This window comes from Paraburkholderia rhizosphaerae, assembly GCF_004366595.1.
Classification (GTDB): Bacteria; Pseudomonadota; Gammaproteobacteria; order Burkholderiales; family Burkholderiaceae; genus Paraburkholderia; species Paraburkholderia rhizosphaerae.
Map to the genome: position 1 here is coordinate 109,206 of NZ_SORE01000002.1, position 12,277 is coordinate 121,482.

Consider the following 12,277-nt stretch of genomic DNA (forward strand, 5'->3'; position numbering starts at 1 on the left):
GACCGCGCCCGATGCAGCAACCTCCGCATCCGCGAGCAGCCCGGCCTGCGGACCCACGCGTATTCGCATCGGCATCGGCGGGTGGACCTTCGCGCCGTGGCGCGGGCGGTTCTACCCGGAAGACCTCGCGCAGAAGCGCGAACTCGAATTCGCGAGCCGTCAGCTGACGTCGATCGAGATCAACGGCACGTTTTATGGCTCGCAGAAGCCCGAATCGTTCGCGAAGTGGCACGACGAAACGCCGGACGATTTCGTCTTCTCGCTGAAAGCGCCGCGTTTTGCGACCCATCGCCGCGTACTGGCGGAAGCAGGCGAGTCGATCGAGCGCTTTCTCGCAAGCGGCGTGCTCGAACTGAAGCACAAGCTCGGACCGATCAACTGGCAGTTCGCGCCGACCAAGCAGTTCGACGAGCGGGACTTCGACGCGTTTCTCTCTTTGCTGCCGAAGCAGGCAGGCGGCCGCGCGTTGCGCCATGCGGTCGAAGTGCGGCACGACAGCTTTCGCGACGAGGCTTTTGTCGAACTCGCGCGCAAGCACGGCGTTGCAATCGTGATCGCCGGAGACTCGAAATATCTGCAAATTGCCGATGTGACCGCGCCCTTCGTCTACGCACGGATCATGGGCACGTCGGACACATTCGAGCGTGGCTATGCCGACGATGCGCTTGAACGCTGGACCGAGCGTATGCACGCGTGGGCGTCGGGTGGCCAGCCTGAAGGACTCGAGACGGTGACGAAGCCGACCGCCGGTAACAGCCCACGCGACGTGTTTCTGTATGTGATCAGCGGCTACAAGGAAAACAACCCGGCGGCGGGTATGGCATTGATCGAGCGAATAAAGCCGCGTACGTAGCGGTATAGCGTGTCGAAAGGCGTGTTGAAAGCGTCGGCGTGCGCACATGTGCCGGTCGTGCCGAGCGTGCAGAGTCCGTTCGCGGTCACCGTCTGGCTGATCAGGCATCGCCGGGCCGTCCGGTTCGACACGGTGCGCCGCGTTGAGCCGTTGACGTCGTCACAGCCGCGCGCGCCTCCTTTCCCGTCCTGATTCGAGTCATCCCCGAGTTTGTTTCGATCGGCATGACGCCGGCCGTGCGATTGCGCACGCGCTGGCCTGTGCCACATCGCCGCACCGTCGCTCGCACATGAAACGCGCGGCGACCGGCGCGGGTCAGCCGAATGCGTTCAACTATGGCTTTACGGTGCAATACAGCTTGCCGTATCTGCAGCAGCACGTGCACGACGTCGGCTTGCCCGCGCCGCTGTCGAACCTCGTGCCGCTGTCGAAGTGCCGTTAGCGCGTAGTCAGGGCCAGACGACCGGCACGGTCAATCCGGGCGCTATCTGGATCAATCGATATGGGCAATTCGGCATCGAAGCGCAGATTCCGATCAATCGTGCGAGCGGTTCGCGAGTGGGGCTGGTGCAGGCTCACATCTTGTTCGACGACGTCGCGCCGACCATGATCGGCAAGTCGCTGTTCATTTTCTAACCGAAGGAAGTCCGATGTTCTTTTCTAACTCAGGTCGCCCCGGCTTGCGCCGGCGCGTAGCGATGCCGGTGTTCTGTGGCGCGACGCTGCTCATTGCGCAGTCCGTGTTCGCGCATGTGTTTCCGTCGAAGCAGGAACCGGGGGCGGGCACGACGGTGTCCGCGCCGGCCCAGGTGAAGATCACGTTCGACGGCCCGCTTGAGCCCGCATTCTCGACGTTGAGCGTGACCGATGTGACGGGCAAGCCGGTTTCGACCGGCAAGGCAAGCATCGATGCGCAGCAGCCCGACGTGATCACCGTGCCGTTGCCCGCGCTTGCGGCCGGCCACTACACCGTCCATTGGATCGCGGTGGCAGCCGATGGGCACCGCACGCACGGCGATTACTCGTTCAATGTGAAGTAGCCCGAGGTTCGTCTTCGGGAACAACCGGCACAGGACGGCCGGCTGTCCCCGGCGTCGCGCCGCCATGCGTGCGGCAAACTGCCGCCGCCCCGGTCGCGTCGCAACGACGACGTGGCGCGTTCAATCCGGCATGGCCGGCAGCGGCGGCAGACCGATCTTCGCGCGCAAGCGCTGGCAATCCGGATTCGGCGATCCTTCCTCAGACCATACACGGTATTCGCGGCACGGCGACGGCCGGTGCGCGTAAATCGCGCAATGAATGCCGGGTTGCCCGACTTCACCACGTAACGCGATGCACCGGCCGTGTCCGGCTTCCGTGCCTTTCATACAAACGATATACGGATTCACACGGCTGACCATTTCGTCGGGTACAGTACCACCCGGCGAACTGGCCATCTCGCCCATATACATCGAGACGCGGAAGTGCTGGCAGCATGCGCCGCACGAAAGACAGGGGTTCGCGTCGCCGTTTGCCATATCGACGAAAACGCGGCTATCCGCCTGTATGTCGAGTCGTTGAACCGGCTGGTTTTCTTGCATATTGAAAAATCGTTCAGGCAATTTTAATAATAGTTATAAAGCTTATTATCTTTAACGATGCGGATGCATAAGATTGTTGTAAAAACCTATCCCTGTATATCTAAAAACGAAGCAAGCGAACGTGGTGATAGCGAACCAGGCGGAGATGACCCGAAGTGTACGGAGGGACCCTCCGGAGCGCCGTCGAAGACTCAGGTCAGCTTAATGATTCTCTAAGGTTTCGCTGTTAATATCGACTACCCAGACTCGATGCTGGTCGAATATTTAACTGAAAGAAAATATACTGGATTTCGTAAGGGCAATTCGCCGCATCGTATGAAATCAAGGTTCCGTTTGTGCGCTTCAGGCTTAAGTGTGACTGATGAAACGAAAGATTGACGAGACATGCCGCGTCCGTGGTTTGGCTGACCGCGCACCGGTCCCTTTCCGTTTGTGCGGTCGCGACCACGCACGTCGCACCCCGGTTCGTACCGGGCCGCTACCGCTAAAAAGCGCGGCCACACAGGGTTTGCGCGGGCTTCATGCGCGTCGGGGTTTATTTGGATACCCTTTAACGGGGCGTCCGTAACATCTGCGCTTCACATACAAACCTTACGCTCGCTTTGCGAAAAGAGCGGAGTGCCTCCGATGTTAGTCAAACCAATGACGATTTCTGGTTTATCGACCGAATTGACCGATAAGCGCCGGCATAGGGAGGCTCGGCCAAGATGAACTGGACCACCTACGCGCAATGGCTGCTTGCGGCGATCTGCTGCGGGGCGACCGCCTATGTCGCGAGCGCAGCCGGCTTGATGCGGCGCTCGAACTCAGCCGGGCGGCGCGCCGCAAACGCGCGGCCGCAGCCCGCACCGGCGCCGCTCGGCGCGGTCAGCGTGCTCAAGCCGCTGTGCGGCGCGGAGCCGCGCCTCTATGAAAATCTCGCGACGTTCTGCGAGCAGACCCATCCGTGCTTTCAATTGCTGTTCGGCGTGTCGTCCGCGCAAGACCCGGCAATTGGCGTCGTGCGCCGACTGCAGGCCGCGTACCCGCATTGCGACATCACGCTGGTGGTCGATTCGCGCGTGCATGGCAGTAATCTGAAAGTCAGTAATCTGATCAACCTGGCTGAACACTCGCGGTACGAGATGATGGTGATCGCGGACAGCGATATCGCTGTCGCGCCGGACTATCTGCTACAGGTTTGCGCGCCGCTTGCCGACCCGCAGGCCGGTGTGGTCACCTGCCTGTACCGTGCGACCGGCATCACAGGCTTCTGGTCGCGCGTCGGCGCGCTGTTCGTCAACCAATGGTTCCTGCCGTCGGTACTGGTTGCGCACGCAACCGGTTCGCGCGAGTTCGGCTTCGGTGCGACACTCGCGCTGCGCCGCGAAATCTTCGAGCGGATCGGCGGTTTCATGCCGCTGAAAGACTGCCTCGCCGACGATTTCTGGCTGACCGAACATGTACGCAGGCTTGGCCTGCACACGATATTGTCGAAGGTCATCGTCGCGACCGACGTGATCGAAAACGGCTTCGCCGCGCTCTGGCAGCGCGAAACGCGCTGGCTACGCACGATCCGCTCGGTGAATCCGGCGGGTTTCGCGTTTCTGTTCATCACGTTTACGTCGCCATGGCTGCTACTCGGCGCTCAGCTTGCGAATGCCTTTCATGCAGAGGGTGGGCGGCCGGTCGCGAGTATCGCGATGACGGCGGTGACGCTCGCCGGCACGGTGGCGCGGTTGCTGATGCACGCGTATGCCACGCGTGGCTTCCGGGCGTTCTGGCGCGATTTGCCGCTGGTCCCGTTGCGCGACACGTTGCTGATGCTACAGTGGCTCGCTGGCGCGTTTGGCTCCCACGTGATCTGGCGCGGCGCGCGGGTTCCGGTCGCGGCGCGGGCGGCGGCGAGCGGCGCAACCGAACTGGACACAGTCAAAGTGCTGGAAGTGTCCGATGGCAGGTGAACTCCAGCATTCCAATAACCCGATAAAATTCATGTTTCAACGCAACGATGACCATTTGCAGGGCGGATTGAAGATGAAAACATTGTTCTTGCAGGCGCCGTCGTACGACGGGTTCGACGGTGGCGCGGGCTCGCGCTATCAGGCGAAGCGCGAAATCCGCTCGTTCTGGTATCCGACCTGGCTCGCGCAGCCCGCGGCGCTGGTGCCCGGCAGCCGCGTGCTGGACGCACCGGCCGATGGCCTGTCGGTCGCACAGACGCTGAAAATCGCGGAGGAGTACGACCTCGTCATCATTCACACGAGCACGCCGTCGTTCCCGACCGACGCGTCGTTCGCCGAAGACCTGAAAAAGCACAAACCGTCGATCATCGTCGGCATGATTGGCGCGAAGGTGCAGGTCGATCCGCACAACTCGCTGACCGCGACCGAGGCGATCGATTTCGTCTGCCGCGAGGAATTCGACTTTACGTGCAAGGAAATCGCCGAAGGCACGCCGTTCCCGGAAATCAAGGGTCTGTCGTGGCGCGCGAAGGACGGTTCGATCGAGCACAACGAAGGGCGTCCGGTGCTCGAAGACATGGACTCGCTGCCGTTCGTCGCGCCGATCTACAAGCGTGACCTGAACATCGACAACTACTTCATCGGCTATCTGAACTACCCGTACGTGTCGATCTATACGGGTCGCGGCTGCAAGTCGCGCTGCACGTTCTGCCTGTGGCCGCAAACAGTGAGCGGCCACCGCTATCGCGTGCGTTCGGTCGAGAACGTGCTCGAGGAAGTGAAGTGGATCCGCGACAACATGCCGGAAGTGAAGGAAGTGATGTTCGACGACGACACCTTCACCGACGACGCGCCGCGCGCCGAAGCGATCGCGCGCGGTCTCGGCAAGCTCGGTGTCACGTGGTCCTGCAACGCGAAGGCCAACGTGCCGTACTCGACGCTGAAAGTGATGAAGGAAAACGGCCTGCGCCTGCTGCTTGTCGGCTTTGAATCCGGTGACGACCAGATCCTCGTGAACATCAAGAAGGGCGTTCGCACGGACTTCGCGCGCCGCTTCAGCGCGGACTGCAAGAAGCTCGGCATCAAGATCCACGGCACCTTCATTCTGGGTCTGCCGGGCGAGACGCAGGAAACCATCAGGAAGACCATCGAGTACGCGAAGGAAATCAATCCTCACACCATCCAGGTGTCGCTCGCGGCGCCGTATCCGGGCACGACGCTCTACAAGCAGGCGGTCGAGAACGGCTGGATGGAAGAGAACAAGGTGATCAACCTCGTCAGCAAGGAAGGCGTGCAGCTGGCGGCGATCGGCTATCCGCACCTGTCGCGCGAAGAGATTTATCACCATCTCGAGCAGTTCTACCGCCAGTTCTACTTCCGCCCGTCGAAGATCTGGGAAATCGTCCGCGAAATGCTGATGAGCTGGGACATGATGAAGCGGCGTCTGCGCGAAGGCGTCGAGTTCTTCCGTTTCCTGAGGGCGCACGAGGCGTGAGCGCCGCTACGCCGCCCTCCGGCCGCGCGCTGATCCTGACTGCCGACGATTTCGGCCTTCATCAGCGTGTCAACGACGCGGTCGAGCATGCGCATCTACACGGTGTGCTGACCGCGGCGAGCCTGATGGTGGGTGCGCCGGCCGCGCGCGACGCGGTCGAGCGCGCGCATCGTTTGCCGGGGTTGCGTGTGGGTCTGCATCTGGTGCTCGCGGACGGCGCGGCGACACTGCCGCGCGACCGGATTCCCGCACTCGTCGACGCGCATGGCCGTTTCGGCGACAACATGGTGCGCGACGGCTTTCGTTTCTTCTTCCTGCCTTACGTGCGCGCGCAACTCGCGCGGGAAATTCGCGCGCAGTTCGAAGCTTTCAAAGCGACGGGTTTGCCGCTCGATCACGTCAACACTCACAAGCATTTTCATCTGCATCCGACCGTGCTGTCGCTGATCCTCGAAATCGGACGCGACTATGGCATGCGCGCCATGCGGCTGCCGTACGAAGCGCATTCGCCCGCATGGATTCGTCCGTGGATGGCGAGCGTGCGCTCGCGGCTGCGGCGCGCGGGCATTGCGCACAACGACTACGTGGTCGGCATCGCGCACACCGGCGGCATGGATGAAGCGGTGCTGCTCGACACGATCGCGAACCTGCCGCACGGCGTCGGCGAAATTTATTGCCACCCGGCAACCGCGGGCGACGATGCGCTGTCCGACGGGATGCGCAGCTATCGCCATACCGATGAACTGAATGCGCTGTTATCGCCGCGTGTCGCGTCGGCGCTGCATGCGGCCGGCGCGCGGCGCGGCGGTTTCGGCGATGTGCTGCTTGCGATGCCGCGGATGCCGCACGAGGTGGCGCTGTCATGAAGTGGCTGCGCTTGCTCGGCTTGCCGGTCGGCATCGCGATCCTGATCGCGCTGACGCTGCATATGCAGGTCGGCGACGCGATCCGGATGATCCGGCAGGCCGGTTTCGCGTTGTTGCTGCTCGTGCCATTGCATCTGCTGCCGCTGCTGCTCGACGCGCAGGCGTGGCGGCTGCTGCTCGACCGGCGCGCGTCATTGGGCTTTCTGTTGTGGGTCGCGACGGTACGCGAAGCGGTGAACCGCTTGCTGCCGGTCGTCGGGATCGGCGGCGAAGTGATCGGTATCCGGCTTGCGCAATGGCGAGTCGCCGATGGCAGCGCGGTTAGCGCGACGGTGATCGTCGAAGTGCTGATTACGCTCGCGGTGCAGTATGCGTTCTCGGCGATCGGCGTCGTGCTGATCGTCGCGTCCGCGCAAACCGCGGGTTCATGGCACGCGGTCGCGCTCGGCCTGCTGCTGTCGATGCCGCTGCCGGCCGCGGCGATCGTCTTCGTGCGGCGCGGTGGCATTTTCCACGCAATCGAGCGCTGGTCGAAGAGACTGTTTGGCGACACGCATCCGCTCGTGCAACGGATCGACGGCAAGCGCCTCGATGCCGATATCGACGCGCTGATGGTGCGTACGGGGCTGCTATTCCGCGCGTTCCTGTGGCAACTGGCCGGCTATGTGCTCGGCGCGCTGGAAGCGTATGTGGCGCTTGCGCTGCTTGGACATCCGGTGTCGATCGGCGGTGCGATCGCGATCGAAGCGATTACGCAAGCGGTGCGGCACGCGGCATTCTTCGTGCCGTCCGGTCTCGGCGTGCAGGAGGCCGCTGTCGTGCTGCTCGCGCAGATGTTCGGCGTCGGCCACGATGCGGCGCTGTCGCTCGCGCTGGTCAAGCGGATGCGCGAGGTCATCTTCGGCTGCCTCGCGCTGGTGTCATGGCAAGGCGCGGAGTGGTACCGTCGCGATGCGGGAAAGCGGGTGCGCGTACTGGTGCCGGTGCGCGTTCCGAAAAAGCGCGTCGATACGCCCGATCCGGTGACGTCCGAAAGCTGAAGCAGGCGGATGCGCGTGACCGACGCGCTCACAGTTCGAGCCGCGCGACATAACCCGTCAATTCCAGATAGCCACGCGCGACTGGCGTCGCGACCTGGTCCGCGCGTGCGGCGTCATGCCGCGTTTGCGTGACGGTTACCGCGCCTTCCCAATAGACCGCTCCGGTGCTGGCGCGGCTGTCCACTTCCTGATCGTCGAACAGCGGCGTCAACGTCAGACGCAGGTCGCCAGCGTCGACCCGCATCGCGACTGGATAGCGCGCGTTGGTATGCGGCGATTGCCACCAGCGCAGCGGCGTGAATACGACGTCGTCCGGTGCAAACTCCTGCGTCGAATCGTCGTCGCGTCGCAGCGTGCCGCCCGCCCAGAACTTGCGGCCCGCTTTGTCGCGAATCTGGAACGCCATCAACGCACTGCCGTCGTCGAAGTTGATGCCGATCCAGTCCCAGCCGACTGCGTCATCGGCGAGGTACGCCGATGACCATTCATGATCGAGCCACGCGATGCCATGCACCGGCTCGGGCTTGCCGCCCGACGCGCGATTGCGCGTCAGCATGCCGGTCACGCGCAACGCCGGCTGGCTGTAGTAGTAGCTTGCCTCGCTTGCAAGCGGCCCTTTGCGGCTATAACCTTGCGCGCCGTTTAGCAGTACCGGCTGCGTCGGTTGCATCGCGAACGCCATCGCGAAGTCCGCGGCGCCGATGTCGACCTGATAGCGGCCGTCGTGCGCGTCGCGCGTCAGCGACCACGCGCCGATCTGCACGCTGGTATCCGTTTCGCTCGCTTGCGCGAGGCCAAAGCCGGTGCGGGCCGAACGTTGATCATGCTGCAATCTTCCCGCTTGCGGGTCGCTGATCGCGACGTTCGCGAACAGCAGTTGACGCGGCGCAAACCGGCTTGGGTTCGCGTCGTCGAGCTCGGGCCGTGAGCGAAAGAACGTGACCTGAAAACCGAGCGCGGTGTTACTTGCAGTGAAGAGCCAGCCGGTCGCATACCACCATTCGGTCCGGTATTGCGGATGCGAGCCGAAGTCGCGCGGAAAGTCCAGCGCGCGTCCCGGCGCGACCGGCGGATAGTCGGGCGGCTTCGCTTGTGCTCGCAGAGGCCGCATAAGCGACAGCAGCGGCGCTAGCGGCATCAACGGCAGCAACGAAGCGAGTGCGCGAGGCAACGCGAGAAAAGAGCGGCGTTTCATCGGTTCAGTGCGTTACCAGTCATCGCGCACGGCGCGCACCGCATCGACCGACAGTGCCGAACGCGCGCTCCACAAAGCAGTTACCGCCGCGGCGAGCACGACCGACGACGCGAGTATGCTCACGAGCGCCCAGGGCATATGCAAGCTCATGGTCCAGTGAAACGACTGCGGGTTCACCACGTAGACGAGCACAGCCGCAATTCCCGTGCCGATCACGAGCCCCGCCGCGACGCCAAGCAGTGCAACGAGTGCACCTTCAAGTACCAGTAGTGCCGCGATCTGACCACGGGTCACACCGAGATGACGCAGCACGCCGAATTCGCGCGTACGCGACAGCGCCTGCGCGCCAAAGCTCGCGCCGATGCCGAACAGGCCGATCAGCACCGCGACCGCTTCAAGCAGATAAGTGACCGCGAAGCTGCGATCGAAGATTTTCAGGCTTGCTGCGCGAATTTCGCCGGGTTCGGAAAACGACAGACGATCGCCGCCTGCGACGCGCTCGCGAATGCGCGCGGCTGCTTGCGCGGCTGTGACGCCGTGCGCGGGCCACAGTGCGGCGTCGGTTGCGCGCGTGTCGTTCGTGAGCTTGCGATAGTCCGCTTCGTCGATCACTACTGCGCCAAACTGGCGTGCGTAATCGCGCCATATGCCGGAGACCACGAACCTCACCGATTGCCCGCCGACCGGCAACGCGATGCGGTTTCCCACGTGCAGCCGGTATAAGTCCGCCATTGCTTCGCTGACCCATGCGGGCGGCGTGGTATCGCGACCCGGAACGCGCGGCGCGCCGGTTAGCGGCAAGCGCGCGGCGGGATTGCCCGGATCGATCGGGCGCGCAATCAGCGCAACGGGCGGCAGCCGCATATCGAGCGTAATTTGCGTCGAGCGCAGGAATTCGGCGCGCGCGATGCCAGGCGTTGCTGATATCGTCGCCTGGTCGCTTTCGGACAGGAAGCCGCTGTCGCCGGCGGGCGCCGCGCGCAGATAAAGCGGCGCGGGCAACAGTAACTGCAGCCAGTCGTCGACGGCAATCCGGAAGCTCGACACCATGATCGCCATCGCGACCATCAGACTGAAGCTGGCGACAATCCCGGCCGGCCCGATCGCGGCGCGCCCCGGCGCATGTGCCAGCTGCGCGAGCGCGAGCTGCGGCAACGCGTGTTGCGTGCGCGGCAACGCATCGAATACGGTGCGCGCGAGATACGGCATCGCGAGCACGCCGCCGATCAGCAGCAGCGCGACCGCCACATAACCGAACAGCGGCAGGCCATTCACGGCCGGCACGCGCGCGGCAGCGACCGCCAGCCCGATCGCCACCAGCGGGCCGAGCAGCGAGCGCGCTCGATGCAGATGCTTCAGATGCGTTTCCTCGTCACCGGCTTTCAGTGCCTGAGCCGGTTGTGCACGCGCCGCTTCGAGCGCCGGCGCAATGCTGCCGAGCACCGCGGCGGCGATGCCGAGCGCGACAAACAGACACGCTGCCGCTGCATCGAAATGGACGCGAGGGCGCACGCCTTCGAAATAGCCGCCGCCAAGATCGCCGCCGGCGAAATGCAGCACGGCCGCGGCCACCGCATACCCGAGCGCGACACCGGTCAGTGCGCCCAACACGCCGAGCAACGCGCCTTCGGCGACGATCAACGCGACCAGGCCCCGGCGCGTCACACCGAGCGCGCGCAGCAACGCAAATTGCGTACGGCGCCGCAGCGCGGCGAGCGCCTGAATCGTGAACACGAGGAATGCGCCGGTGAACAGCGCGACCAGTGCGAGCACATTCAGGTTCGCGCGATATGCCCGCGACAGTTGCGACGTACGGTGCGCATTGTCGCGCGGGTCGACCGCGGTGACGCCGGCCGGCAACTGAGCCGCGATCTGCCGCGCGAACGCGTCTGCATCGACGCCGGCTTTCAGCTTGATGTCGATGCGTTGCAACGTGCCGAGACGTTCGAGCTGCCATTGCGCAGCGCCGATATCCATCACGCCGACACGTACGCTGGTGCCGGACGCGGGCAGCGTGCCGGCGACGTGAAGCGCGACCTGCCGTAGGCCGACTTGCACGGTCAGCGTGTCGCCCACCTTGAGGCCAGTCCATGCGAGCGCCGCGGGCGACAGAAACACCGTGTCCGGCGCGAGCAGATTGAGCCGGTCCGCGGACGCATTGTCGACGCGCCCAACCAGATCCGGTGTGACCCGTCCCGCATGGAACACGTCGACGCCGAGCAGTTTCAGCACGTCGCCGCGTCCCGCAATGCGCGCATCGACTTCGACGACCGGGCTTGCCGCCGCGACGTCCGCCAACCGCGCGATGCGCGGATACAGCGATTCGTCGAAACCAGTGCGCGGGCCGCGTATTTCGAGGTCGGCGTTGCCCATCAGCGAATTGACGGTCGATGCGAGCTCGGTCAGCGCGGCGCCGTTGATCAACTGCACCGCGTAACCCATCGCGACGCCGGCCGCGATTGCCAGCACGGCGACCAATGCGCGCAGCGGGTGGCTGCGGCTTTCGCCGGCGATCAGCGCGGCCGCGGTCGACAGGATCGCGCGCGCGGAAGAGGACCGGGCAGTAGACGCGCGCACACCATGCCGAAGATCGCCGCTGATCATTGCGTGTGCCTCATAGCGTGCGCTCGACCGGCGGCGCGTACGGCGCCAGACCGTCGCGCGTCAGCCGCAGCACGCGATCCGCGCTGGCCGCGGCCGCTGTCGAATGCGTGACCAGCAGCACAGCAGCACGCGACTGGCGCGTCATATCGCGCAGTAGCTGCAGAATGCGCGTCGCGGTGTCGTGATCGAGATTGCCGGTAGGCTCGTCGGCGAGCACAAGACCCGGACGATGCACGAGCGCGCGAGCGATCGCGATGCGCTGCAGTTCGCCGCCCGACAGTTCGCGCGGCAGGGTGTCCGCGCGATCCGCGAGTCCGACTGACGCGAGCACCGACGCAACACGCGCGGTCACGTCCGCCGCGGACACACCGTTTAGCCGCAACGGCAACGCGACGTTCTGCGCGGCGCTGAGGTTCGGCAGCACATGGAACGCCTGGAACACGAAGCCCATCCGCGCGCGGCGCAGAAGCGTCCGGCGATCGTCGTCGAGTGTGGCGAGATCGTGACCGTCGAATTCGATGCGCCCGTTGTCCGGCATGTCGAGCCCGGCCGCGAGATTAAGCAGCGTCGATTTGCCGGTGCCCGACTCGCCCATGATCGCGACGCACTCGCCTTCGCGCAGTTCGAGTGATACGCGATTGAGCACGGTGCGCGGCGGATTGCCCGGATAGCGCTTGGTGACATCCGACAGAGTCAGCATG

General features: G+C 64.2%; 10 protein-coding genes and 1 pseudogene. 7 read left to right on the top strand and 4 right to left on the bottom strand.

The window, feature by feature from the left end:
• Nucleotides 1-61: 61 nt before the first annotated feature.
• From BX592_RS02610 to BX592_RS02620, 3 genes and pseudogenes are all read left to right on the top strand, one after another.
• The gene (locus BX592_RS02610; protein ID WP_243849294.1) at nucleotides 62-853 is read left to right on the top strand and encodes a DUF72 domain-containing protein; all 792 of its coding nucleotides are present in this window, start codon (nucleotides 62-64) and stop codon (nucleotides 851-853) included.
• A gap of 304 nt (nucleotides 854-1,157) precedes the next feature.
• Nucleotides 1,158-1,489 (top strand): annotated as a pseudogene (locus BX592_RS02615) (hypothetical protein); the annotation flags it as partial.
• 62 nt (nucleotides 1,490-1,551) lie between these two features.
• Nucleotides 1,552-1,893 carry a copper resistance CopC family protein gene (locus BX592_RS02620; RefSeq protein ID WP_134190355.1) on the top strand — a complete coding sequence of 114 codons (342 nt, stop codon included), beginning with the start codon at nucleotides 1,552-1,554 and terminating at the stop codon, nucleotides 1,891-1,893.
• Between the two features lie 120 nt (nucleotides 1,894-2,013).
• Here BX592_RS02620 and BX592_RS02625 read toward each other — a convergent pair whose 3' ends face one another.
• Nucleotides 2,014-2,370 carry a YkgJ family cysteine cluster protein gene (locus tag BX592_RS02625; RefSeq protein WP_243849296.1) on the bottom strand — a complete coding sequence of 119 codons (357 nt, stop codon included), beginning with the start codon at nucleotides 2,368-2,370 and terminating at the stop codon, nucleotides 2,014-2,016.
• A 770-nt stretch (nucleotides 2,371-3,140) separates the two neighbouring features.
• Here BX592_RS02625 and hpnI point away from each other — a divergent pair.
• From hpnI to BX592_RS02645, 4 genes are read left to right on the top strand one after another with little or no spacing between them, the layout of a single operon-like run.
• Nucleotides 3,141-4,376 (top strand): bacteriohopanetetrol glucosamine biosynthesis glycosyltransferase HpnI, encoded by a 1,236-nt coding sequence (gene hpnI / locus BX592_RS02630; RefSeq protein ID WP_134190102.1) that lies wholly within the window; start codon nucleotides 3,141-3,143, stop codon nucleotides 4,374-4,376.
• A gap of 31 nt (nucleotides 4,377-4,407) precedes the next feature.
• On the top strand, nucleotides 4,408-5,871 hold the full coding sequence (gene hpnJ, locus BX592_RS02635; protein ID WP_377681603.1) for a hopanoid biosynthesis associated radical SAM protein HpnJ: 1,464 nt from the start codon (nucleotides 4,408-4,410) through the stop codon (nucleotides 5,869-5,871).
• On the top strand, nucleotides 5,868-6,737 hold the full coding sequence (gene hpnK, locus BX592_RS02640) for a hopanoid biosynthesis-associated protein HpnK (protein WP_134190104.1): 870 nt from the start codon (nucleotides 5,868-5,870) through the stop codon (nucleotides 6,735-6,737). The genes hpnJ and hpnK overlap by 4 nt, the downstream gene beginning before the upstream one ends.
• Nucleotides 6,734-7,777, top strand: a complete 1,044-nt coding sequence (locus tag BX592_RS02645; protein WP_134190105.1) for a lysylphosphatidylglycerol synthase domain-containing protein — start codon at nucleotides 6,734-6,736, stop codon at nucleotides 7,775-7,777. Before hpnK ends, BX592_RS02645 begins: the two co-directional genes overlap by 4 nt.
• 28 nt (nucleotides 7,778-7,805) lie before the next feature.
• Here the strand turns inward: BX592_RS02645 and BX592_RS02650 are convergent, their stop codons facing one another.
• From BX592_RS02650 to BX592_RS02660, 3 genes are read right to left on the bottom strand one after another with little or no spacing between them, the layout of a single operon-like run.
• A complete protein-coding gene (locus tag BX592_RS02650; protein WP_166676296.1) occupies nucleotides 7,806-8,972 on the bottom strand; it encodes a lipocalin-like domain-containing protein in 1,167 nt (388 codons plus the stop codon).
• 12 nt (nucleotides 8,973-8,984) lie between these two features.
• Nucleotides 8,985-11,576: an FtsX-like permease family protein gene (locus BX592_RS02655; RefSeq protein ID WP_134190106.1), complete on the bottom strand. Its 2,592-nt coding sequence runs from the start codon at nucleotides 11,574-11,576 to the stop codon at nucleotides 8,985-8,987.
• 10 nt (nucleotides 11,577-11,586) lie between these two features.
• On the bottom strand, nucleotides 11,587-12,276 hold the full coding sequence (locus BX592_RS02660) for an ABC transporter ATP-binding protein (protein WP_134190107.1): 690 nt from the start codon (nucleotides 12,274-12,276) through the stop codon (nucleotides 11,587-11,589).
• Between the last annotated feature and the right edge of the window lies 1 nt (nucleotide 12,277).

Bases quoted from the DNA above. Each gene is read 5' to 3' on its own strand.
- BX592_RS02620 (WP_134190355.1), top strand. From the start codon at position 1,552: ATGCCGGTGTTCTGTGGCGCGACGCTGCTCATTGCGCAGTCCGTGTTC.
- BX592_RS02625 (WP_243849296.1), bottom strand. From the start codon at position 2,370: ATGGCAAACGGCGACGCGAACCCCTGTCTTTCGTGCGGCGCATGCTGC.
- hpnI (WP_134190102.1), top strand. From the start codon at position 3,141: ATGAACTGGACCACCTACGCGCAATGGCTGCTTGCGGCGATCTGCTGC.
- hpnJ (WP_377681603.1), top strand. From the start codon at position 4,408: ATGTTTCAACGCAACGATGACCATTTGCAGGGCGGATTGAAGATGAAA.
- BX592_RS02645 (WP_134190105.1), top strand. From the start codon at position 6,734: ATGAAGTGGCTGCGCTTGCTCGGCTTGCCGGTCGGCATCGCGATCCTG.
- BX592_RS02650 (WP_166676296.1), bottom strand. From the start codon at position 8,972: ATGAAACGCCGCTCTTTTCTCGCGTTGCCTCGCGCACTCGCTTCGTTG.
- BX592_RS02655 (WP_134190106.1), bottom strand. From the start codon at position 11,576: ATGATCAGCGGCGATCTTCGGCATGGTGTGCGCGCGTCTACTGCCCGG.
- BX592_RS02660 (WP_134190107.1), bottom strand. From the start codon at position 12,276: ATGCTGACTCTGTCGGATGTCACCAAGCGCTATCCGGGCAATCCGCCG.